22 protein-coding genes and 2 pseudogenes are annotated in these 21,499 nt (G+C 70.1%); 22 read left to right on the top strand and 2 right to left on the bottom strand.

Annotation, left to right across the window (positions count from 1 at the left end):
- Nucleotides 1–55: 55 nt before the first annotated feature.
- The gene (gene ffh / locus N8I84_RS28310; RefSeq protein WP_263232279.1) at nucleotides 56–1,606 is read left to right on the top strand and encodes a signal recognition particle protein; all 1,551 of its coding nucleotides are present in this window, start codon (nucleotides 56–58) and stop codon (nucleotides 1,604–1,606) included.
- A gap of 64 nt (nucleotides 1,607–1,670) precedes the next feature.
- Here ffh and N8I84_RS28315 read toward each other — a convergent pair whose 3' ends face one another.
- A complete protein-coding gene (locus N8I84_RS28315) occupies nucleotides 1,671–2,519 on the bottom strand; it encodes an SAM-dependent methyltransferase (RefSeq protein ID WP_263232280.1) in 849 nt (282 codons plus the stop codon).
- Between the two features lie 237 nt (nucleotides 2,520–2,756).
- Here N8I84_RS28315 and proS point away from each other — a divergent pair, with 237 nt between their 5' ends.
- The 18 genes and pseudogenes from proS (at nucleotide 2,757) to N8I84_RS28405 (ending at nucleotide 17,427) form a co-directional block, all read left to right on the top strand.
- The gene (proS, locus tag N8I84_RS28320) at nucleotides 2,757–4,172 is read left to right on the top strand and encodes a proline--tRNA ligase (protein ID WP_263232281.1); all 1,416 of its coding nucleotides are present in this window, start codon (nucleotides 2,757–2,759) and stop codon (nucleotides 4,170–4,172) included.
- Nucleotides 4,173–4,432: 260 nt separating this feature from the next.
- A complete protein-coding gene (locus N8I84_RS28325) occupies nucleotides 4,433–5,029 on the top strand; it encodes a hypothetical protein (protein WP_200422616.1) in 597 nt (198 codons plus the stop codon).
- A 302-nt stretch (nucleotides 5,030–5,331) separates the two neighbouring features.
- Nucleotides 5,332–5,760, top strand: a complete 429-nt coding sequence (gene rpsP / locus N8I84_RS28330; protein ID WP_200422617.1) for a 30S ribosomal protein S16 — start codon at nucleotides 5,332–5,334, stop codon at nucleotides 5,758–5,760.
- A gap of 2 nt (nucleotides 5,761–5,762) precedes the next feature.
- Complete coding sequence (locus tag N8I84_RS28335; protein WP_007384965.1) at nucleotides 5,763–6,002, top strand: RNA-binding protein; 240 nt, start codon at nucleotides 5,763–5,765, stop codon at nucleotides 6,000–6,002.
- Nucleotides 6,003–6,083: 81 nt separating this feature from the next.
- Nucleotides 6,084–6,629, top strand: a complete 546-nt coding sequence (gene rimM / locus N8I84_RS28340) for a ribosome maturation factor RimM (protein ID WP_263232282.1) — start codon at nucleotides 6,084–6,086, stop codon at nucleotides 6,627–6,629.
- Nucleotides 6,626–7,459 carry a tRNA (guanosine(37)-N1)-methyltransferase TrmD gene (gene trmD, locus N8I84_RS28345; RefSeq protein WP_263232283.1) on the top strand — a complete coding sequence of 278 codons (834 nt, stop codon included), beginning with the start codon at nucleotides 6,626–6,628 and terminating at the stop codon, nucleotides 7,457–7,459. Before rimM ends, trmD begins: the two co-directional genes overlap by 4 nt.
- A gap of 137 nt (nucleotides 7,460–7,596) precedes the next feature.
- Nucleotides 7,597–7,947 carry a 50S ribosomal protein L19 gene (gene rplS / locus N8I84_RS28350; protein ID WP_200422620.1) on the top strand — a complete coding sequence of 117 codons (351 nt, stop codon included), beginning with the start codon at nucleotides 7,597–7,599 and terminating at the stop codon, nucleotides 7,945–7,947.
- Nucleotides 7,948–7,992: 45 nt separating this feature from the next.
- The gene (lepB, locus tag N8I84_RS28355) at nucleotides 7,993–8,748 is read left to right on the top strand and encodes a signal peptidase I (RefSeq protein WP_263232284.1); all 756 of its coding nucleotides are present in this window, start codon (nucleotides 7,993–7,995) and stop codon (nucleotides 8,746–8,748) included.
- Nucleotides 8,741–9,829, top strand: a complete 1,089-nt coding sequence (gene lepB / locus N8I84_RS28360) for a signal peptidase I (protein WP_263234913.1) — start codon at nucleotides 8,741–8,743, stop codon at nucleotides 9,827–9,829. Before lepB (N8I84_RS28355) ends, lepB (N8I84_RS28360) begins: the two co-directional genes overlap by 8 nt.
- On the top strand, nucleotides 9,714–10,667 hold the full coding sequence (lepB, locus tag N8I84_RS28365; RefSeq protein ID WP_263232285.1) for a signal peptidase I: 954 nt from the start codon (nucleotides 9,714–9,716) through the stop codon (nucleotides 10,665–10,667). Before lepB (N8I84_RS28360) ends, lepB (N8I84_RS28365) begins: the two co-directional genes overlap by 116 nt.
- A gap of 78 nt (nucleotides 10,668–10,745) precedes the next feature.
- A pseudogene (gene lepB, locus N8I84_RS28370) lies at nucleotides 10,746–11,468 on the top strand (signal peptidase I); the annotation flags it as partial.
- A gap of 11 nt (nucleotides 11,469–11,479) precedes the next feature.
- A complete protein-coding gene (locus N8I84_RS28375; RefSeq protein WP_390898953.1) occupies nucleotides 11,480–12,016 on the top strand; it encodes an NUDIX hydrolase in 537 nt (178 codons plus the stop codon).
- Nucleotides 12,017–12,072: 56 nt separating this feature from the next.
- Nucleotides 12,073–12,381 (top strand): DUF2469 domain-containing protein, encoded by a 309-nt coding sequence (locus tag N8I84_RS28380; protein ID WP_003965949.1) that lies wholly within the window; start codon nucleotides 12,073–12,075, stop codon nucleotides 12,379–12,381.
- A 90-nt stretch (nucleotides 12,382–12,471) separates the two neighbouring features.
- A complete protein-coding gene (locus N8I84_RS28385; RefSeq protein ID WP_200422625.1) occupies nucleotides 12,472–12,873 on the top strand; it encodes a YraN family protein in 402 nt (133 codons plus the stop codon).
- A 1-nt stretch (nucleotide 12,874) separates the two neighbouring features.
- Nucleotides 12,875–14,500 carry a YifB family Mg chelatase-like AAA ATPase gene (locus tag N8I84_RS28390; RefSeq protein ID WP_263232286.1) on the top strand — a complete coding sequence of 542 codons (1,626 nt, stop codon included), beginning with the start codon at nucleotides 12,875–12,877 and terminating at the stop codon, nucleotides 14,498–14,500.
- Nucleotides 14,497–15,650 (top strand): annotated as a pseudogene (dprA, locus tag N8I84_RS28395) (DNA-processing protein DprA). The gene N8I84_RS28390 and the pseudogene dprA overlap by 4 nt, the downstream one beginning before the upstream one ends.
- A gap of 278 nt (nucleotides 15,651–15,928) precedes the next feature.
- Nucleotides 15,929–16,771, top strand: a complete 843-nt coding sequence (whiG, locus tag N8I84_RS28400; protein WP_200422628.1) for an RNA polymerase sigma factor WhiG — start codon at nucleotides 15,929–15,931, stop codon at nucleotides 16,769–16,771.
- 98 nt (nucleotides 16,772–16,869) lie between these two features.
- Nucleotides 16,870–17,427 (top strand): TetR/AcrR family transcriptional regulator, encoded by a 558-nt coding sequence (locus N8I84_RS28405; RefSeq protein ID WP_263234915.1) that lies wholly within the window; start codon nucleotides 16,870–16,872, stop codon nucleotides 17,425–17,427.
- Nucleotides 17,428–17,519: 92 nt separating this feature from the next.
- Here N8I84_RS28405 and N8I84_RS28410 read toward each other — a convergent pair whose 3' ends face one another.
- Nucleotides 17,520–18,191 carry a murein hydrolase activator EnvC family protein gene (locus N8I84_RS28410; RefSeq protein ID WP_263232287.1) on the bottom strand — a complete coding sequence of 224 codons (672 nt, stop codon included), beginning with the start codon at nucleotides 18,189–18,191 and terminating at the stop codon, nucleotides 17,520–17,522.
- Between the two features lie 273 nt (nucleotides 18,192–18,464).
- On the opposite strand from N8I84_RS28410, the gene rpsB reads away from it, so the two are divergent.
- The 3 genes from rpsB (at nucleotide 18,465) to pyrH (ending at nucleotide 21,351) form a co-directional block, all read left to right on the top strand.
- Complete coding sequence (gene rpsB / locus N8I84_RS28415) at nucleotides 18,465–19,343, top strand: 30S ribosomal protein S2 (RefSeq protein ID WP_263232288.1); 879 nt, start codon at nucleotides 18,465–18,467, stop codon at nucleotides 19,341–19,343.
- A gap of 221 nt (nucleotides 19,344–19,564) precedes the next feature.
- Nucleotides 19,565–20,401 carry a translation elongation factor Ts gene (gene tsf / locus N8I84_RS28420; RefSeq protein ID WP_263232289.1) on the top strand — a complete coding sequence of 279 codons (837 nt, stop codon included), beginning with the start codon at nucleotides 19,565–19,567 and terminating at the stop codon, nucleotides 20,399–20,401.
- A gap of 191 nt (nucleotides 20,402–20,592) precedes the next feature.
- Complete coding sequence (gene pyrH / locus N8I84_RS28425) at nucleotides 20,593–21,351, top strand: UMP kinase (protein ID WP_103839950.1); 759 nt, start codon at nucleotides 20,593–20,595, stop codon at nucleotides 21,349–21,351.
- The last annotated feature ends 148 nt before the right edge of the window (nucleotides 21,352–21,499 follow it).

Consider the following 21,499-nt stretch of genomic DNA (forward strand, 5'->3'; position numbering starts at 1 on the left):
CGGATACCCTGGAGGGCAGCCCAAGACGACCCCGACCCCGAGGACCGACGCCGCCGTGTTCGACACCCTCTCCGACCGCCTTAGCGCGACTTTCAAAAGCCTCCGCGGAAAAGGCAGGCTCTCCGAGGCGGACATCGACGCCACGGCGCGTGAGATCCGCATCGCGCTCCTCGAAGCCGACGTGGCCCTGCCCGTGGTCCGCTCCTTCATCAAGAACGTCAAGGAGCGCGCCCTCGGCGCCGAGGTCTCCCGCGCGCTGAACCCCGCCCAGCAGGTCCTCAAGATCGTCAACGACGAGCTGGTCACCATCCTCGGCGGCGAGACCCGCCGCCTGCGCTTCGCCAAGCAGCCCCCGACCGTGATCATGCTCGCGGGTCTGCAGGGCGCCGGTAAGACCACGCTCGCGGGCAAGCTCGGCAGGTGGCTCAAGGAGCAGGGGCACTCCCCGCTCCTGGTCGCCGCCGACCTCCAGCGCCCGAACGCGGTCAACCAGCTCAGCGTCGTCGCCGAGCGCGCCGGCGTCGCCGTCTACGCACCGGAGCCGGGCAACGGCGTCGGCGACCCGGTCAAGGTCGCCAAGGACTCCATCGACCACGCGAAGCAGAAGGTCCACGACATCGTGATCGTGGACACCGCGGGCCGCCTGGGCATCGACCAGGAGATGATGCAGCAGGCCGCGGACATCCGGGACGCGGTCTCGCCCGACGAGATCCTCTTCGTCGTCGACGCCATGATCGGCCAGGACGCCGTGAACACCGCGGAGGCCTTCCGCGACGGTGTCGGCTTCGACGGTGTGGTGCTCTCCAAGCTCGACGGTGACGCCCGCGGTGGTGCGGCCCTGTCGATCCGCCAGATCACCGGCAAGCCGATCATGTTCGCGTCGAACGGCGAGAAGCTCGACGACTTCGACGCCTTCCACCCGGACCGGATGGCCTCCCGCATCCTCGACATGGGTGACCTGCTCACCCTGATCGAGCAGGCGGAGAAGACGTTCAGCCAGGAAGAGGCCGAGAAGATGGCCTCGAAGCTGGCGTCCAAGAAGGGCCAGGACTTCACCCTGGACGACTTCCTGGCCCAGATGGAGCAGGTCAGGAAGATGGGCTCCATCTCCAAGCTGCTCGGGATGCTGCCGGGCATGGGCCAGATCAAGGACCAGATCAACAACATCGACGAGCGCGACGTCGACCGCACCGCCGCGATCATCAAGTCGATGACCCCGGGCGAGCGCCAGGACCCGACGATCATCAACGGCTCGCGCCGCGCCCGTATCGCCAAGGGTTCCGGTGTCGAGGTCAGCGCGGTGAAGAACCTCGTCGAGCGGTTCTTCGAGGCCCGCAAGATGATGTCCCGCATGGCCCAGGGCGGCGGCATGCCCGGCATGCCGGGGATCCCGGGCATGGGCGGCGGCCCCGGCCGTGCCAAGAAGCAGCAGAAGAAGGCCAAGGGCAAGCAGCGCTCCGGCAACCCGATGAAGCGCAAGCAGCAGGAACAGGAGGAGGCCGCACGCCGCGCCGCCGCGGCGCAGGGCGGGGGCGCCTTCGGCCTGCCTCAGCAGAGCGGTCAGGAGTTCGAGCTGCCGGACGAGTTCAAGAAGTTCATGGGCTGACCCGCGTTCGACGCGTACGACGCCGGGGGCGCCCCTCTGAGGAGGGGCGCCCCCGGCGCGTGGTCTAGGGGGTGCGTGCGATCAGGTAGCGGAAGACGTTCGGCATCCACACCGTGCCGTCCGCACGCCGGTGCGGATGCAGCGCCTCCGCCAGTTCCTTGTCGACCTGCTCCTGGTCCGTCGCGTCGAACAACCCCGTCGACAGCATCCCCCGCAGCGCGCTGTCCATGTCGGCGTACCCGAAGGGGCAGGCGACCCGCCCCGACCCGTCCGGCCTGAGCCCGCAGCGCTGCGCGGCCTCCTCAAGATCGTCGCGCCGGGCCGGCCGCCAACCGCCCCCGCCACGTTCCGGATCGGCCAGTTTGGCGGCGACACGCAGGACGGACGCGGTGCTGCACCGTTCCGGCGGACCCCATCCGGCGAGCACCACGGGCGTCCCGTGCTCCGTGAAAGGCGCCGCGGCCACCAGCTGCTCCTCAAGGGTCTCGGCGTCACCGGCCGCACAGCCGATCGGCTCGAACGCGGTCACCAGGTTGTACGCCGGCTCATCGGGGGCGGGCGCCGCGTCCCGTGGCGAGCCCTCCACGATCCGGGCACCGGCACACGCGCGCGTGCCCCAGGGTGCGGGCCCCAACCGCTCGCGCGCGAGCGCCAGCCGTTCGCACGCTCCGCAGTCCACGCCGGTGACCGATGCGCCCCGGGAGGCGGCCATCAGCAGCGCCAGCCCCGTACCGCATCCGAGCCCCAGCAGCCGCGTCCCGGAATCCACTTCCAGCCGCTCGTAGACGGCCTCGTAGAGCGGGACCAGCATCCGCTCCTGAATCTCCGCCCAGTCACGCGCGCGTGCACCCCGGTCCACGCGAGGAACCGCGCCCGCGTGGGAAAGGTGCTGCCGCACGGGCGTAGGTGTCATCGAAAGCGCCCCAATCCGCCGTGAGTTGCCGCTGTCTGACGATGCCGTCCCCCGTGACGTGCCCTCGCACTCGGCCCCCGTGGCCCCCGTATGGCCTCCGTATGCCAGGAAACTCCGCGCCCGTCGTGGCGTCCAGGGGTCGTGGGGTACTCGGTGTGCGCCGTCCGCGCGCCCCTGGCCCGCCCCCGGGCGAGAAATGATTCACCGGGCACACGGGTGCCCCCGTACCATCGCGCCATGGCAAAGGCGCCCGTCCTCACGCCCCGGGCGGAGGATTTTCCCCGTTGGTACCAGGACATCGTGAACAAGGCCGAACTGGCGGACAACGGGCCGGTGCGCGGCACCATGGTGATCCGACCGTACGGCTACGGGCTGTGGGAGCGGATGCAGCAGGAGATGGACGCCCGCATCAAGGAGACGGGCACTCAGAACGCCTACTTCCCGCTGCTGATCCCCCGGTCGTATCTGACGAGGGAGGCCGAACACGTCGAGGGCTTCGCGCCCGAACTCGCCGTGGTCACGCACGGCGGCGGCAAGGAACTGGAGGAGCCGGCGGTCGTCCGGCCCACCTCCGAGACCATCATCAACGAGTACTTCTCCAAGTGGATCCAGAGCTACCGTGACCTTCCGCTCCTGATCAACCAGTGGGCGAACGTGGTGCGTTGGGAACTCAGGCCGCGGCTCTTCCTGCGCACCTCCGAGTTCCTGTGGCAGGAGGGCCACACGGCGCACGCCACCTACGAGGAGGCCCGGGACTTCGCGGCCCGTATCCACCGCGACGTCTACGGGGACTTCCTGCGCAACGTCCTCGCGACGGACTTCATGTCCGGCCGCAAGACGGCCAGGGAGCGCTTCGCCGGCGCGATCAACACCCTCACCCTCGAAAGCATGATGGGGGACGGCAAGGCCCTGCAGATGGTCACCAGCCACGAGCTGGGCCAGAACTTCGCCAGGGCATTCCACACGCGGTACCTGGCGAAGGACGGCAGACAGGAACTCGTCTGGCAGACCTCCTGGGGCTCCACCACCCGCATGATCGGCGCCCTGGTGATGACGCACGGCGACGACGACGGTCTGCGCGTCCCGCCACGCCTCGCCCCCATCCAGGTGGTCGTGCTCGCGATCAAGGGCGATGAGACGGTTCTGGCCACGGTCCGCGAGACGGGCGACCGGCTGAGGGCGGCGGGCCTCCGCGTCCACGTGGACGACCGCACCGGCATCCCCTTCGGTCGCCGCGCCGTCGACTGGGAGCTCAAGGGCGTGCCCGTACGCGTCGAGATCGGGCCGCGTGACCTGGAGCACGGCACCGTGATGCTGTCCCGCCGCATCCCCGGAGGCAAGGAGCCGGTCCCGGTCGACGCGCTCGCCGGGATGCTGCCGGGGATCCTCGAGGAGGACCAGGCGCTGCTGCTGGAGCAGTCGCGCGAGCGCCGGGAGTCCCGCACGGCGGACGTGTCCACATTCGAGGAGGCCGTCGAGGCGGCCACCGCGGGCTGCTGGGCGCGTATCCCGTGGGCGGTGCTCGGCGAGGACGGCGAGGCCGGGCTGGCCGAGCACGCGGTGACCGTACGGTGTCTGGTCGCCGAGGACGGGTCGGTTCCCGACGCCGACGACGCACCCGGTAACGTCGCCGTCGTGGCGCGCGCTTACTGAGACAGCGGACGGTGGCGCAAGAGCGGCCGAAACGCCTCTTGCGTATCCGAGGACCACAGCGGCCCCGGCATGCGGAGTTTCTCTACGCGCCGGGCCGTAGGCGTCGCTACGCACCACCTTGGGATGAGCTGTGCGGCTTCTCCGCAGTTCGGCGCACCCGCCCTCGTCAGGACGCATCAGCGGCAACTGACGGGTACGTGCAAATTATTTGGGATGCCCCGGAATAGGAACACGGGGGGCCTCAGGCTCGTTGTCATTACGTGAGCACGACACCACCTGTCCTCGCCGCAGAGCTGGCGCAGGCGTGGGCCGACATTCAGCGGTACCACCCCGAGCTGCCCGATCTTGCCGCGCCCGAGTCACTGATCGGAGAGTCGTCGTCCGCCTGCGGGCACGAACTCTCCTTCGAACGACTGCTCCATGAAGCAGTCCACGGCATCGCCGCCGCGCGCGGAGTACGCGACACCTCCCGTGCCGGCCGCTACCACAACCGCAGATTCCTCGCGATCGCCGAGGAGCTGGGCCTGGACCACCCCGAGGAGCCGCACCCGAGCAGCGGCTTCTCCCTGGTCACGCTCAACCCCGAGGCGAAGCGGCGCTACCGCCCGACGATCGAGCGGCTCCAGCGCGCGCTCAAGGCCCACTCGCAGGCGACGGCCGCCGACACCGCCCGCACCTTCCGGGGCCCGGCCGCTCGCCACGGCTCCTCCGGAGGCGGCGTCCGCGTCAAGGCGGTCTGCGACTGCGGCCGCAACGTCCGTGTGGTCCCCTCGGTCCTGGCCCAGGCCCCGATCGTGTGCGGCGGCTGCGGAAAACCCTTCCGCATCCCCGAGCCGGTGGGAGCGGCGGCAAGCTGAGCCGACGGCTGCTCGTGGCGGCCGTACCTCGCTTGCTCAGGCATCCGTGAGCGCCGGGTGGCGTGACCAACGCCCGGGGGACCCCGGCGCCGGGTGCCTCTTCGGCATGCCCGCACACGTGCACACCGCCCCCTCGGCCAGAAGCGACCCGCAGGGTATGGCACAATGGCTAGCTGTACTCGACAGCCGCACAGGACCCCTCTCTCCTCCGGCTGACGCGTCCATCGGGCACTCGGGTACCGCAACCCCACGCGGCCACTTCGCCGTGCCCAACCACGTCAAATCCAGGAGAACCCACTCCCGTGGCAGTCAAGATCAAGCTGAAGCGTCTGGGCAAGATCCGTTCGCCTCACTACCGCATCGTCGTCGCCGACTCCCGCACCCGTCGTGACGGCCGGGCGATCGAGGAGATCGGCAAGTACCACCCGACGTACAACCCGTCGGTGATCGAGGTCGACGCCGAGCGTGCGGCGTACTGGCTCTCCGTCGGCGCTCAGCCGACCGAGCCCGTGCTCGCCATCCTCAAGAAGACCGGCGACTGGCAGAAGTTCAAGGGCGAGCCCGCCCCGGCGCCGCTGCTGCAGCCGGAGACCAAGGCCGCGCGTCCGTCGTTCGAGGCCATCAGCGGCGAGGACGAGGGCAAGGGCGAGGCGATCACCCAGAAGAAGAAGGCCGAGAAGAAGGACGAGGCCCCGGCCGAGTCCTCTGCGTCTGAGTCGACCGAGGCCTGAGCATGCTCGAGGAGGCTCTCGAGCACCTCGTGAAGGGCATCGTCGACAACCCTGACGATGTGCAGGTGGCCTCGCGCACCCTGCGTCGCGGGCGTGTGCTCGAGGTGCGGGTCCACCCCGACGACCTCGGCAAGGTGATCGGCCGCAACGGCCGCACCGCACGTGCTCTGCGCACCGTCGTGGGCGCCATCGGCGGCCGCGGCGTCCGGGTCGACCTCGTCGACGTGGACCACGTTCGCTGAACCTACGCAGCACCGGCTCGGGCCGGGGAGGGCCACTGGGCCGTCCCCGGCCCGTAGTCGTATGACAGGAGATCAAGCACAGTGCAGCTGGTAGTCGCACGGATCGGCCGCGCCCACGGGATCAGGGGCGAGGTCACCGTGGAGGTCCGTACCGATGAGCCCGAACTCAGGCTCGCCCCCGGCGCCGTACTGGCCACCGACCCCGCCTCGGCCGGACCGCTGACCATCGAGACGGGCCGGGTGCACAGCGGCCGTCTGCTCCTTCGCTTCGAGGGTGTGAGGGACCGCAACGCCGCCGAGGCGCTGCGCAACACCCTGCTGATCGCCGAGGTCGACCCCGACGAGCTGCCCGAGGGCGAGGACGAGTACTACGACCACCAGCTCATCGACCTGGACGTGGTGACCGAGGACGGCGTCGAGGTCGGCCGCATCACCGAGATCTCGCACCTGCCCACACAGGACCTGTTCGTCGTCGAGCGCCCGGACGGGACCGAGGTGATGATCCCGTTCGTGGAGGAGATCGTCACCCGGATCGACCTCGAACAGCAGCGGGCCGTCATCGACCCCCCGCCCGGGCTGATCGACGACCGCGCCGAGATCGTCTCGTCGAGGGACGAGGGCGCATGAGACTCGACGTCGTCACGATCTTCCCCGAGTACCTGGAACCGCTGAACGTCTCCCTCGTCGGCAAGGCACGCGCGCGTGGACAACTCGACGTCCACGTGCACGACCTGCGGTCCTGGACGTACGACCGGCACAACACCGTCGACGACACGCCGTACGGCGGCGGCCCCGGCATGGTGATGAAGACCGAGCCCTGGGGCGATGCCCTGGACGAGATACTCGCCGACGGCTACGAGACCGGCTCCCACGAGCCCGCGCTGATCGTGCCGACCCCCAGCGGCCGCCCCTTCACCCAGAAGCTCGCCGTCGAACTCTCCGAGCGCCCGTGGCTGATCTTCACCCCCGCCCGCTACGAGGGCATCGACCGCCGCGTCGTCGACGAGTACGCCACCCGGATGCCGGTGTACGAGGTGTCCATCGGGGACTACGTCCTCGCCGGCGGCGAGGCGGCGGTCCTCGTCGTCACCGAGGCGGTGGCCCGGCTCCTGCCCGGTGTCCTCGGCAACGCCGAGTCCCACCGGGACGACTCCTTCGCCCCCGGCGCGATGGCCAACCTCCTCGAAGGCCCCGTCTACACCAAGCCGCCGGCCTGGCGCGGCCGGGGCATCCCCGACGTGCTGCTCAGCGGCCATCACGGGAAGATCGCCCGCTGGCGCCGAGACGAGGCCCTGAAGCGCACTACGGCCAACCGGCCCGACCTGATCGAGCGCTGCGAGCCCGCCGCCTTCGACAAGAAGGACCGCGAGATGCTCTCCATCCTGGGCTGGGCGCCGGACCCGGAGGGCCATCCCCACGGCCGATTTTGGCGCAGGCCGGACGGCGTGGAAGAATAGTGCGCTGTTGCCCGGCGTCCGGCGTGCGCCCCTGCCACAGGGGGACACGACGCCCGCCCCGACGACGGCCACCACTCTCTTGCCGAAAAACTACGTACCGCCGATGACCTGTGGCATCGGCGAAGAAAGCAGACGAAATGTCTCACCTGCTCGACACCGTCGACGCCGCATCGCTGCGCTCCGACATCCCGGCCTTCCGTCCCGGTGACACCGTCAACGTCCACGTCCGCGTCATCGAGGGCAACCGCTCCCGTGTGCAGCAGTTCAAGGGCGTCGTGATCCGCCGCCAGGGCTCCGGCGTGCGCGAGACCTTCACGGTCCGCAAGGTCTCCTTCTCCGTCGGCGTCGAGCGCACCTTCCCGGTGCACACCCCGATCGTCGAGAAGATCGAGCTCGTCACCCGCGGTGACGTTCGTCGCGCCAAGCTGTACTACCTGCGCGACCTGCGCGGCAAGGCCGCGAAGATCAAGGAGAAGCGCGAGAACTGAGCGCCTGAGGGAGTTCACAAGTGGGCCGGATAGCATCTGGCCCCGATGGACACCGAAGCACAGCATGCGGAGCGCGACCGCTCCTCCCACCCCGCCAAGTCCGAGGAGACCTCGGACACAGGGGGGCCGGAGGAGCGGTCGCGCTCCGCGTTGGTGTCCCGTGTCGCCGGCCGGCTGCCCGGTGGCCGGATCACCCTCACCGTGCTGGTCTGCCTGCTGTTCCTCCTCACCCTCGGCACGTTTGTGATGCAGCCGTTCGACATACCGAGCGGTTCGATGGAGCGCGGATTGAGGATCGGGGACCGCGTTCTCGTAGATAAGTTGGCGTACCGTTTCGGATCCGAGCCGCAGCGGGGAGATGTCGTCGTGTTCGACGGCACCGGGTATTTCGGGAACGCCGACTACGTCAAACGGGTAGTGGGTGTAGGGGGAGACCACGTGGTCTGCTGCGACAAGGAGGGGAGGCTCGAGGTGAACGGCCGGTCGGTCGACGAGTCGTCGTTTCTGTACCCCGGCAACAGCCCGTCCGACGTCCCCTTCGACATCGTCGTGCCCGAAGGCACGCTCTTCGTCCTCGGCGACCACCGCAGGGACTCCAGCGACTCCCGGGACCACCTCGGCTCGCCTGGCGGCGGCATGGTCCCCGTCAACGCCGTGATCGGCCGGGCCGACTGGGTGATCTGGCCCTCCGCGCACTTCAGGCACATCACCCGCCCCGGGGCCTACGCGCGCGTGCCCGCGCCCGGCGCGAGCGTCCCGGAGACGAACCCGCCGCAGACAGCGGGCGGTGCGCATGGGTAACCGCGGCAAACCGCGCGGTGCGCCGTCCGACACCGCCACGCAGAACCTGCTGCCCACCGGCGCGCGACGCGCCGCCGGCTCGGCCCCCACCGGACGCAGCCGTGCCGAGCGGCGCAAGCTCCAGCGCAAGGTGAAGCGCAAGAGGAGGCGTTCCGCCGTCAAGGAGATACCGCTCCTGGTCGGTGTCGCCGTCCTCATAGCGCTCGTTCTGAAGACCTTCCTCGTGCAGGCGTTCGTCATCCCGTCGGGCTCCATGGAGAACACGATCCAGATCGGCGACCGTGTCCTCGTCGACAAGCTGACCCCGTGGTTCGGCTCCAAGCCGCAGCGCGGGGACGTCGTCGTCTTCCGGGACCCCGGCGACTGGCTCGCGGGCGAGAAGACGCCCCAGAAGCACGACCCCATCGTCGTCAAGCAGGTCAAGGAAGGGCTCACCTGGATCGGCCTGCTGCCGTCCGACAACGACAAGGACCTCATCAAGCGGGTCGTCGCGGTCGGCGGAGACACCGTCCAGTGCTGCGACACGCAAGGGCGGGTCACGGTCAACGGCGTGCCGCTGAACGAGCCGTACATTCACCCGGGGAACAAACCTTCTGATTTCTCGTTCTCGGAGACCGTGCCACCGGGTCGTCTGTGGGTGATGGGCGACCACCGGGCCAACTCGGCCGACTCCCGCTACCACCGCAACGAGCCGTACGGCGGTACTGTCTCGGAGGAGTCCGTCGTGGGCCGCGCCATGGTTATCGCCTGGCCCATTGGGCACTGGACCCGATTGAAGGAGCCGGACACTTACGCGTCGGTGCCGGGCGGTGCGGTCGGCGCACCAGGTCCGTCGCATAGGGTGGCCTCCGCGGATCGATACGGATTGATCCCCCTCCCGAGCCCTGCGGAACTCCCGCTCGTTATGGGAGTGGTGGGCCTGCGTCGACAGGGGCGCCGGCGGCGGTACGGAGTGAGGAGTGGATGTGGGGGATTTGGCGGTCGGCGCACGGTCCGGACACGAGGGTCCCGAGGAGAGGCCGGAGCGACCCGACGAGGCGGCTGCCCCGGCCGCGGAAGAGCACGCCGGCACCGGGAGTGACTCCCCGGCGCAGGGCGCGCAGGAGAGCGGCGGACAGGGCGGCGACCCCAAGAAGCAGCGCTCCTTCTGGAAGGAGCTCCCGCTCCTCATCGGCATCGCGCTGGTGCTCGCGCTGCTGATCAAGACGTTCCTGGTGCAGGCGTTCTCGATCCCCTCGGACTCGATGCAGAACACCCTCCAGCAGGGCGACCGCGTCCTCGTCGACAAGCTGACCCCGTGGTTCGGCTCCAAGCCCTCGCGCGGCGAGGTCGTGGTCTTCCACGACCCGGACAACTGGCTGGCGGGCGAGCCCACCAGCACGCCGAACGCCCTGCAGACGGCGCTGAGCTGGATCGGCCTGATGCCGTCCGCCGAGGAGAAGGACCTCATCAAGCGGGTCATCGGCGTCGCCGGCGACACCATCGAGTGCAAGAACACCGGCCCGCTGCTCGTCAACGGCAAGCCGCTCAACGAGCCGTACGTGTACCCGGGCAACACCCCGTGCAGCGTCGACGACCAGGGCGGCCAGTTCAAGGTCACGGTTCCCCCGGGCAAAATCTGGGTCATGGGCGACCACCGGCAGAACTCGCTCGACTCCCGCTACCACCAGCAGGACAAGTACCGGGGCTTCGTGCCGGTGGGGAACGTCGTGGGCCGCGCCATCGTGATCGCCTGGCCGCCCACCCGCTGGGACACGCTGCCGATCCCGGACACCTTCGACCAGGGCCTGAACACGGTGGCCCCCTCGGCCCTCGGCCTGATCGGCGCCGTGCCGCTGGTGATGTGGCGCAGGCGCCGCCTCACCGCACGCCTTACCGAGGGAAACCCGCGGGTTTCCGGCAGCGGTACCGCCGGGTAGGGTGCCGTCCCAGATCGCCGATCTTCCGCGGCCCGGCTGTGGCCGCGGGATCGATTCTCCGACCTGGGAGCTGTGGGAATGAGCGGGACTGGTCGTGCGGACAAGGGCCGCGGACGGCTCGGCAGCAGGCTGTCGGGGCTGGCCGTGGCCCTCGGCTGTGTGCTCTTCCTCGGTGGGTTCGTCTGGGGCGCGATCGTCTACCAGCCCTACACCGTGCCCACCAGCTCCATGTCGCCCACCATCGCCGCCGGTGACCGGGTCCTCGCACAGCGCGTCGACGGCGCCGACGTCAAGCGCGGCGACGTCGTCATCTTCCGCCAGACGGCCTGGGGCAACATGCCGCTGGTCAAGCGGGTCGTGGCGGTCGGCGGCGACACCGTCGGCTGCTGCACCGACGGCAAGCTGACCGTCAACGGCAAGCAGATCGACGAGTCCTACCTCACCAAGGGCGAGCCCGCCGAGTACAAGACGATCCCCACGATCACGGTCCCCAAGGACCGGCTGTTCGTGCTCGGCGACGAGCGCAGCGGCTCCCTGGACTCCTCCGCCCACCTCACTGAGGCCTTCAACGGCACGGTGCCGCGCAACGCGGTGGACGCCCGTGTGGACGCCGTGGTGTGGCCGATGAACGGCATGCTGGCCCGCCCGACGGGCTTCGAGGCACTGGGCGCCCTCTCGTCGCCCGGGCCGCTGCGGCTGATCCTCGGCGTGATCGTGGCGGGCGCGGTCCTGGTACTGGGAGGCGCGGCCTACGGGCCGATCGCGGGGCTCGCGCGACGGGGCGCGGCACCGCGGTGCGGACGGAGCCGCCCGTGCCCGCTGAGGCATCCTCGCCCGCGCCCGCCTCGCCCGACGAGCCGGGCGCCGACGGGCCGCGCAAGGTGGCCCGGGTGGTGCTGCTCGACCCCGACGACCGCATCCTGCTGCTGCACGGCCACGAGCCGGAGGACCCCGCGGACGACTGGTGGTTCACCCCCGGCGGCGGTGTCGAGGGCGACGAGACGCGCGAGCAGGCCGCGCTGCGGGAAGTGGCCGAGGAGACCGGTATCACGCAGGTCGATTTGGGCCCCGTACTGTGGCGGCGCAGGTGCTCGTTCCCGTTCGCGGGCCGCCGCTGGGACCAGGACGAGTGGTACTACCTCGCCCGTACCACCCAGACGGCCACGGCCGCGCCGAACCTCACGGAACTGGAAAAGCGCAGCGTCGTGGGAGCACGGTGGTGGACGTGCGGGGAACTGGCCGCGGCACATGAGACGGTGTATCCGAAGAGACTCGCCGAGCTGCTGCGCACACTGCTCGACGAAGGTCCTCCCGCCGAACCTGTGACCCTGGACACGGAAATCGTCTAGGGCCTCACAGGAGTGGCGCACAATGGGGGGATCGCACGGCTGAAGGGGAACATGCCATGAGCGCCGAGGACCTCGAGAAGTACGAGACCGAGATGGAGCTCAAGCTCTACCGGGAGTACCGCGATGTCGTCGGTCTGTTCAAATACGTGATCGAGACCGAACGGCGCTTCTACCTCACCAACGACTACGAGATGCAGGTGCACTCGGTCCAGGGCGAGGTGTTCTTCGAGGTGTCCATGGCGGACGCCTGGGTGTGGGACATGTACCGCCCCGCCCGCTTCGTGAAGCAGGTACGCGTCCTCACATTCAAGGACGTGAACATCGAGGAGCTGAACAAGAGCGACCTGGAACTGCCGGGCGGCTGAGCAACACGCCCGTGACACACCCGTGTGGGTGACGGAGTTCTCCACAACCGCCGAGTAATCCACCAAGATCCATCCGGTGGAGCCCGATGCGTGACGGTTGGCGCCGGAGGTGGTGCCGACATGAACACACACCAGGCACGCAACGCACTCGGCCGGTACGGAGAAAACGTGGCCGCCCGGCGCCTCACGGCCGCCGGGATGACCATCCTGCAGCGCAACTGGCGCGACGGCAGAAGCGGCGAGATCGACATCGTGGCCAGGGACGGCGACGTCCTGGTCGTCTGCGAGGTGAAGACCCGCAGGGGCGGCTCCTTCGAGCACCCGATGGCCGCCGTCACCCCCCAGAAGGCGCAGCGGCTGCGCGACCTCGCCGAACGCTGGATCCAGGCCCACGGCGGCGCCCCACCGGGAGGCGTCCGCATCGACCTCATCGGCGTCCTGCTCCCGCAGCGCGGCGCACCCGCCGTCCAGCATGCGCGAGGGGTGGCCTGACATGGGCTTCGCACGCACATGCTCCGTGGCACTGGTCGGCGTCGAAGGCGTGGTCGTCGAGGTCCAGGCCGACCTCGAACCGGGCGTCGCGGCATTCACCCTCGTCGGCCTGCCCGACAAGAGCCTCACGGAGAGCCGGGACCGCGTCCGGGCCGCCGTGGTCAACTCGGGCGGCGAATGGCCCCAGAAAAAGCTCACCGTCGGACTCAGCCCCGCCTCCGTGCCCAAGGCCGGCAGCGGATTCGACCTCGCCGTCGCCTGCGCGGTGCTCGGCGCCGCCGAACGCATCGACCCCAGGGTGCTCGCCGACATCGTCATGATCGGCGAACTCGGCCTGGACGGACGGGTCCGGCCGGTTCGCGGCATCCTGCCCGCGGTCCTGGCCGCCGCGGACGCGGGCTACGAACAGGTGGTCGTACCGGAATGCGCCGCCGCCGAAGCCTCACTGGTACCCGGCGTGTCCGTACTCGGCGTCCGCAGCCTGCGGCAACTCATCGCCGTCCTCACCGACGAACCCGTACCCGACGAGGAGCACGACGAGCAGGGCCGCCCCGATCCCCTCCTCGCCGGCCTGCGCGTCCCGGGCACCGGAGCCGCCACCGGCATGCACAGCGTGGGCGCCGCACAGCACGACACCGGCCACGACCTCGCCGACGTCGTGGGCCAGAACTCGGCGCGCACCGCGGTCGAGGTGGCCGCGGCCGGCGGCCACCACCTCTTCCTCGAAGGCCCGCCCGGCGCCGGCAAGACCATGCTCGCCGAACGGCTGCCCGCCATCCTGCCCAGGCTCAGCAGGCAGGAATCACTGGAAGTCACAGCGGTGCACTCCGTGGCCGGCCTGCTCCCACCCGGCAAACCCCTGATCGACATCGCCCCCTACTGCGCCCCGCACCACTCGGCCACCATGCAGGCCCTCGTCGGAGGCGGCCCCGGCGTCGCCCGGCCCGGCGCCGTGTCACTCTCCCACCGAGGGGTCCTCTTCCTGGACGAAACCCCCGAGTTCAGCAGCCACGCCCTGGACGCCCTGCGACAACCCCTGGAGTCCGGGCACGTCGTGATCGCCCGCAGCGCCGGCGTCGTACGGTTCCCCGCGAAGTTCCTCATGGTGCTCGCCGCCAACCCCTGCCCCTGCGGACGCTTCTCCCAGCGCGACACCCACTGCGAATGCCCGCCCTCGGCGATCCGCCGCTACCAGGCCAGGCTCTCCGGCCCCCTCCTCGACCGGGTCGACCTGCGCGTCGAGGTCGACCCCGTCACCCGGGCCGAACTCACCGACCGCGGAGCCCGGGGCGAGACCACGGCGACCGTCGCCGACCGGGTCCACGCCGCCAGACAGCGAGCGGCGACACACCTGGCGGACACCCCCTGGCGGACCAACAGCGAAGTGCCGGGACGCGAACTCCGCAGCCGCTGGCACGCCGCGCCCGGCGCCATGGACGAAGCCGAGCGCAACCTCGAACGGGGCGTGCTCACCGCCCGGGGACTCGACCGCGTGCTCCGCGTGGCCTGGACGATCGCCGACCTCGTGGGCCACGACCGGCCCAACGCCACCGACGTCGCCCTGGCCCTGCAACTGCGCACCGGCATTCCGCGGGGCGTGCCGATGACGATCGGAGCATCGGCATGAACGAGGACAACACCCTCGACGCCGCATCCCTCGCCCGGATCCTCCTCACCCGGATCATCGAACCCGGAGACGAGGTGGCCGGCCGCTGGCTGCGGGAACGCGGCCCCGAAGAGCTGGCCCGACGACTGCGCGAAGGCGGCAGGCGGCTGCCAGGAGTCACGGACAAACGATGGGCAGGACTGCTCGCGCGCGCCGCACGAGCCGAACCGGAACGGGACTGGGCCGCCGCCCGAGACGCCGGCATGAGATTCGTGTGCCCCGGGACGGCCGAGTGGCCGGCCCAGCTCGACGACCTCGGAGACGGCCGCCCCATCGGGCTGTGGGTGCGAGGGGGCCCCAGTCTGCGGATGTGGGCCCTGAAGTCCGTCGCGCTCGTCGGCGCACGGGCCTGCACCGAGTACGGCGCACACATCGCGGGCACCCTCGCCGCCGACCTCGCCGAACGCGGCTGGGTCGTCGTGTCGGGGGCGCCTACGGCGTCGACGGCGCCGCCCACCGGGGCGCCCTCGGGGCCGGCGGCGCCACCGTCGCCGTCCTCGCCTGCGGCGTCGACCGCCCCTACCCACGCGGACACAGCCGCCTGATCGGCAGGATCGCGGACCAGGGGCTGGTCGTGGGGGAACTGCCGCCCGGGGAACACCCGACACCGAGCCGGTTCATCGTCCGCAATCGGGTCATCGCCGCACTCACCCGCGGCACCGTCGTCGTCGAGGCCGCCCACCGCAGCGGCTCCCTGGTCACCGCGCGTGCCGCCGGGCGGCTCGGCCGCTTCGTCATGGGCGTCCCCGGCCCCGTCACCAGCGGACTCTCGGCCGGAGTGCACGAACTGCTGCGCGGCGAAGCCCTACTCGTCACCGACGCAGCCGACGTCGTGGAACTGGTCGGTGACATGGGGGCACTGGCCCCGGACCGACGGGGCCCCGTCCTGCCCCGCGACCTGCTGGAACCCGCCGCCCGACGGATCCTGGCCGCCCTGCCCGCACGCGGCACCGCGTCCGCGGCCGAGATCGCCCGCGGCGCTCTGACGACCCAGGACGACGCGATCGGGAGACTGTACGAACTCCGATCACTTGGATTCGTCGAACGACACGGCGATGGCTGGAAGTTGACACGCCAGGCCATCACAGCCGGTCGACAAGATCACCTCTGATGCTGACCGAGCGTGTGTCGGCCGTCCGGGCGACCCCCGACAGCCTTGGCGTTTCCCGCAGTTGACCCTTTCCGGCGATCACAGGGGGCTACCACGGCACCCGCGGCAACCGCCCCACACGGCCCGTTCGCGCACGGGTGATCCGTTGCCCTTCGCACACTGCGACACCACAGTCACGCTACGCTCACGAGGTTCCGACTCAGACAGGCCATCTCGACACCAGACCGACAGCCCACCCAGGCATCACCAGTTCACGGCAGAACGGCACAAGGCAACGAATGCCCCAGCACACCTCCGGGTCCGACCGGGCGGCGCATCCCCCAGCCGCCCGTGACGGCGGCAGCGTGCGCCCGCCCGCTCCCTCGACACTCGACGAGTTGTGGCGGTCGTACAAGGAGACGGGGGACGAGCGGTTGCGGGAGCAGCTGATCCTGCACTACTCACCGCTGGTGAAGTACGTGGCCGGCCGGGTGAGCGTGGGCCTGCCGGCCAACGTGGACCAGGCCGACTTCGTGTCATCGGGGGTCTTCGGGCTGATCGACGCGATCGAGAAGTTCGACATCGACCGGGAGATCAAGTTCGAGACGTACGCGATCACCCGGATCCGGGGCGCCATGATCGACGAACTGCGGGCGCTGGACTGGATCCCACGATCGGTACGGCAGAAGGCACGCAGCGTGGAGCGGGCGTACGCGACCCTGGAGGCGCGCCTGAGGCGGACCCCGACCGAGGCGGAGGTGGCCGCGGAGATGGGCATCGGCGTGGAAGAGCTCCATGCCGTCTTCAGCCAGTTGTCACTCGCGAACGTGGTGGCCCTGGAGGAACTGCTGCACGTGGGCGGTGAGGACGGCGACGGGCTGAGCTTCATGGACACGCTGGAGGACACCGCCGCCGACAACCCGGTCGAGGTGGCCGAGGACCGGGAACTGCGGAGATTCCTGGCCCGAGCCATCAACACGCTGCCCGAGCGGGAGAAGACCGTGGTCACGCTCTACTACTACGAGGGGCTCACCCTCGCCGAGATCGGCAACGTGCTCGGCGTGACCGAGAGCCGGGTGAGCCAGATCCACACGAAGTCGGTCCTGCAGCTGCGCGCCAAGCTGGCCGCCTTCGGCCGCTGAGGCGCGAACCCGTCAACGGCGCGTGTGACCCGAGTGACTGCCGTCGCCGACGGTCCGTCCGTACAGTGGGGGACGTGCCAAGGATTCGAGCGGCCTCCGTGGCCGAGCACCGGTCGATGCAGCGAGCCGCCCTGCTGGACGCGGCACGGTCCCTGCTGTCCGAGGGAGGCACGGAGGCACTGACCTTCCCGGCCCTCGCCGAGCGCACGGGCCTCGCCCGCTCCTCCGTCTACGAGTACTTCCGCTCCCGCGCGGCCGTCGTCGAGGAACTCTGCGCGGTCGACTTCCCCGTATGGGCCGCGGAGGTCGAGGCCGCGATGGCGTCGGCTGAAGGCCCCGAGGCCAAGATCGAAGCGTACGTACGACGGCAGCTCGCGCTCGTGGGGGACCGGCGGCACCGGGCCGTGGTGGCCATCTCGGCCAGCGAACTCGACGCCGGAGCCCGCGAGAGGATCAGGGCGGCGCACGGCGGGCTCGTCGCGATGATCGTCGAAGCCCTGCGCGACATGGGCCACCGCGAACCCCGACTGGCCGCGATGCTGCTCCAAGGTGTGGTCGACGCGGCGGTACGGCGGATCGAACTGGGCGCGGCGGAGGATCCGGCGGCGATCACGGAGGTTGCGGTGGCGATGGCGCTGCGCGGCGTTCGGGGCTGAATTTCACCTCTTGGGGCCCTCCCCCTCCCCTCCCCCTCCCCCCCCCCCCCCCCGCCCACCCCCACCTCCCAAGCCCCCGCCCACAGCCCCGCCTACGGCACCGACACAGACACGGATTCCGGCACAGGCACCGATTCCGGCACAGGCACCCCCTCCACAGGCAGCAACCGAGACGGCCCCGCGCGCAGGAGCCACGGTGGCAGGAGCGACAGCGGGTCCAGGTACGTGTCCCCTCGGCGCAGGCCCCAGTGCAGGCAGGGGCCCGGGCAGTGGGCCGTCGACGGTTCCAGCACGCCCAGGACGTCGCCCGGGGCCACCTCGTCCCCTTCCCGTACCGACGCGCGCACCGGCTCGTACGTCGTGCGCAGGGGTGGGTCGCCGGTGCCCGTCAGGTCGACCGAGACCACGCCCCGTCCCGCCACCCGGCCCGCGAACGTCACCCGGCCGGCGGCGACCGTCCGTACCGGATCGCCCGCGGCTGCCGCGAGGTCCACGCCGCGGTGGCCCGGGCCGTACGGAGTCGCCGGGGGTTCCCAGCCCCGTACCACCGTGGGGCGCACACCCACCGGCCACAGCCGGCCCACGGTCGGCACCGAACCGCCGGGGTCCGGCGCGGGCGCGCCCGGCGAGGGTCCCCGGGCCGCCGCAGGCACCGCTGTCGACGGTCCGCGGGCGGCGTCGGCACCGCCGCGGAAGGCCAGCCGCCCGCCCACGCCGCCGAGGCCGGGACCGCCGCCGTGACCAGTAGCAGTGCCGTCGGCCATGTCCGCACAGATCGTTTCGTTCGCATGGGAGTACCGTGCCGGACGACGGGCCGGGCCTGCCGGAACCTGTGGACAACTGCCCGGTTGTGGACAGCGGCGTCACCCGCTGCCCCGGCGGTCCCGTACACTTCTTGTGGCGATCCGGGTCACCGGGTCGACTTCGCACGCCCCGACAACGGGCCCTCAGGGGCCGGTGTCAGCGCCTCCTCGGTCCTTCGCGGCACGGCGCACGCGGGCGTCAGGGACAACCGAGAAAACACAAGGAGAACGGCCATGGCCGTCGTCACGATGCGGGAGCTGCTGGAGAGCGGCGTCCACTTCGGTCACCAGACCCGTCGCTGGAACCCGAAGATGAAGCGCTTCATCTTCACCGAGCGCAACGGCATCTACATCATCGACCTGCTCCAGTCGCTGTCGTACATCGACCGCGCCTACGAGTTCGTCAAGGAGACCGTCGCCCACGGCGGCACGGTCATGTTCGTCGGCACGAAGAAGCAGGCGCAGGAGGCCATCGCCGAGCAGGCCACCCGCGTCGGCATGCCGTACGTCAACCAGCGCTGGCTGGGTGGCATGCTCACCAACTTCTCGACCGTCTACAAGCGTCTGCAGCGCCTGAAGGAGCTGGAGCAGATCGACTTCGAGGACGTCGCGTCCTCCGGTCTGACCAAGAAGGAGCTCCTCGTCCTCTCCCGCGAGAAGGCCAAGCTGGAGAAGACCCTCGGCGGTATCCGCGAGATGCAGAAGGTGCCGAGCGCCGTCTGGATCGTGGACACCAAGAAGGAGCACATCGCGGTCGGTGAGGCCCGGAAGCTCAACATCCCGGTCGTCGCCATCCTCGACACCAACTGCGACCCCGACGAGGTCGACTACAAGATCCCGGGCAACGACGACGCGATCCGCTCCGTCACCCTGCTCACCCGTGTGATCGCCGACGCGGTCGCCGAGGGCCTCATCGCCCGTTCCGGCGTGGCCGCCGAGGGCAAGGGCGAGAAGGCCGCCGGCGAGCCGCTCGCCGAGTGGGAGCGTGACCTGCTCGAGGGCGAGAAGAAGGCCGAGGAGGCCCCCGCCGCCGAGGCCGAGAAGCCGGCCGAGGCTCCGGCTGCCGAGGCTCCGGCCGCCGAGGCTCCGGCTGCCGAGGGCGAGCAGGCCTGAACTTCAGGGCCGTTCGGCTGATGTGAGGGCGGGCGGCGCCGTGTGCGCCACCCGCCGTTCATCCGCAAGCCCTTGGATCTGCTTCAGGCCGACGGATCCGCATCGGCGGATCTTCACCGGCAGCAGATCTACGTAGCCCGTAGATCTTCGGTGGCCGCCCGCCCCCGGGTCGGCGGCTGCCGCTTCGAGACTTCGAACTCCGAGAAGAGATTCACAGAATCATGGCGAACTACACCGCCGCCGACGTCAAGAAGCTCCGTGAGCTCACCGGCGCCGGCATGATGGACTGCAAGAAGGCGCTGGACGAGGCCGAGGGCAACGTCGACAAGGCCGTCGAGGCGCTCCGCATCAAGGGCCAGAAGGGCGTCGCCAAGCGCGAGGGCCGCTCCGCCGAGAACGGCGCCGTGGTCTCCATCATCGCCGACGACAACTCCTCCGGTGTCCTCGTCGAGCTGAAGTGCGAGACCGACTTCGTCGCCAAGGGCGAGAAGTTCCAGGCCGTCGCCCAGGCGATCGCCGAGCACGTCGCCAAGACCTCCCCGGCCGACCTCGAGGCCCTGCTCGCCTCCGAGATCGAGCCCGGCAAGACCGTGCAGGCGTTCGTCGACGAGGCCAACGCCAACCTCGGCGAGAAGATCGTCCTCGACCGTTTCGCGCAGTTCGCCGACGGCTACGTGTTGGCGTACATGCACCGCACGATGCCCGACCTGCCGTTCCAGATCGGTGTGCTCGTCGAGCTCGACAAGCCGAACGCCGAGGTCGCCAAGGGCGTCGCCCAGCACATCGCCGCCTTCGCGCCGAAGTACCTCTCCAAGGAGGACGTCCCGGCCGAGGTCGTGGAGTCCGAGCGCCGCATCGCCGAGGAGACCACCCGCGCCGAGGGCAAGCCCGAGGCCGCCCTGCCGAAGATCGTCGAGGGTCGCCTCAACGGCTTCTTCAAGGACGCCACGCTGCTCGGCCAGCCCTACGCGCTGGACAACAAGAAGTCCGTCCAGAAGGTCCTGGAAGAGGCCGGTGTCACCCTGAAGCGCTTCACGCGCATCAAGGTCGGCATCTGAGTCCGGACCGCGATCGACGCGCGACCCCGGTAGGGTCGAAAGCAGTCGTCTGCGCACTCGCGTAGGCCGACCCGCACACGCGTGTGGCGGACGACAGCAGATCTGACGAGGAGGCCATTGCCGCGCATGGGATGCGAAACACGCCCCACCGGCAATGGCCTTCTTCGTATGTGCACCACGAGGAGATCTCCATGACCACCAAGGCCGAGAAGAGCGACGACGGCAAAGTTCGCGGCCGGTTCCTGCTGAAGCTGTCCGGAGAGGCGTTCTCCGGCGGCACCGGACTGGGCGTCGACCCGGACGTGGTGCACGCCATCGCCCGGGAGATCGCCGCCGTGGTGCGCGACGGATCCCAGATCGCCGTCGTCATCGGCGGCGGCAACTTCTTCCGCGGCGCGGAACTCCAGCAGCGAGGCATGGACCGGGCCCGCTCCGACTACATGGGCATGCTGGGCACGGTCATGAACTGCCTCGCCCTCCAGGACTTCCTGGAGAAGGAGGGCATCGACTCGCGCGTGCAGACCGCCATCACCATGGGCCAGGTCGCCGAGCCCTACATCCCGCTGCGCGCCGTGCGTCACCTGGAGAAGGGCCGCGTGGTCATCTTCGGTGCCGGTATGGGCATGCCGTACTTCTCCACCGACACGACCGCCGCCCAGCGCGCCCTCGAGATCGACGCCGAGGCGCTGCTGATGGGTAAGAACGGTGTGGACGGCGTCTACGACTCCGACCCCAAGACCAACCCCGAGGCCGTCAAGTTCGACTCGCTCAGCTACGGCGAGGTCATCACCCGCGACCTGAAGGTCGCCGACATGACCGCGATCACGCTGTGCCGGGACAACAAGCTGCCCATCCTCGTCTTCGAGTTGCTGGCGGAGGGCAATATCGCCCGGGCCGTCAAGGGTGAGAAGATCGGCACACTCGTGGGTGACCAAGGCGGCCGGGAGTGACCGGAGGCAGACCCGTCGGGGGTGAACCCCGTCCGGGCGAGGGACCCTGACCGGGGGATGGACAATGTCCTGCCGGTCGGGAACCGTGCAGGAAGAAGACGCGACGCAGCCGGCCGCAGACCGATGAGGACCGTTGCCGGGCCTACTC

Source organism: Streptomyces cynarae (assembly GCF_025642135.1).
Lineage (GTDB): Bacteria > Actinomycetota > Actinomycetes > Streptomycetales > Streptomycetaceae > Streptomyces > Streptomyces cynarae.

What these genes read in the sequence shown, in the direction of transcription:
- N8I84_RS28315 (WP_263232280.1), bottom strand. Translation starts at nt 2,519, where the DNA reads ATGACACCTACGCCCGTGCGGCAGCACCTTTCCCACGCGGGCGCGGTT.
- proS (WP_263232281.1), top strand. Translation starts at nt 2,757, where the DNA reads ATGGCAAAGGCGCCCGTCCTCACGCCCCGGGCGGAGGATTTTCCCCGT.
- N8I84_RS28335 (WP_007384965.1), top strand. Translation starts at nt 5,763, where the DNA reads ATGCTCGAGGAGGCTCTCGAGCACCTCGTGAAGGGCATCGTCGACAAC.
- trmD (WP_263232283.1), top strand. Translation starts at nt 6,626, where the DNA reads ATGAGACTCGACGTCGTCACGATCTTCCCCGAGTACCTGGAACCGCTG.
- rplS (WP_200422620.1), top strand. Translation starts at nt 7,597, where the DNA reads ATGTCTCACCTGCTCGACACCGTCGACGCCGCATCGCTGCGCTCCGAC.
- lepB (WP_263232284.1), top strand. Translation starts at nt 7,993, where the DNA reads ATGGACACCGAAGCACAGCATGCGGAGCGCGACCGCTCCTCCCACCCC.
- lepB (WP_263234913.1), top strand. Translation starts at nt 8,741, where the DNA reads ATGGGTAACCGCGGCAAACCGCGCGGTGCGCCGTCCGACACCGCCACG.
- N8I84_RS28380 (WP_003965949.1), top strand. Translation starts at nt 12,073, where the DNA reads ATGAGCGCCGAGGACCTCGAGAAGTACGAGACCGAGATGGAGCTCAAG.
- N8I84_RS28390 (WP_263232286.1), top strand. Translation starts at nt 12,875, where the DNA reads ATGGGCTTCGCACGCACATGCTCCGTGGCACTGGTCGGCGTCGAAGGC.
- whiG (WP_200422628.1), top strand. Translation starts at nt 15,929, where the DNA reads ATGCCCCAGCACACCTCCGGGTCCGACCGGGCGGCGCATCCCCCAGCC.
- N8I84_RS28410 (WP_263232287.1), bottom strand. Translation starts at nt 18,191, where the DNA reads ATGGCCGACGGCACTGCTACTGGTCACGGCGGCGGTCCCGGCCTCGGC.
- rpsB (WP_263232288.1), top strand. Translation starts at nt 18,465, where the DNA reads ATGGCCGTCGTCACGATGCGGGAGCTGCTGGAGAGCGGCGTCCACTTC.
- tsf (WP_263232289.1), top strand. Translation starts at nt 19,565, where the DNA reads ATGGCGAACTACACCGCCGCCGACGTCAAGAAGCTCCGTGAGCTCACC.
- pyrH (WP_103839950.1), top strand. Translation starts at nt 20,593, where the DNA reads ATGACCACCAAGGCCGAGAAGAGCGACGACGGCAAAGTTCGCGGCCGG.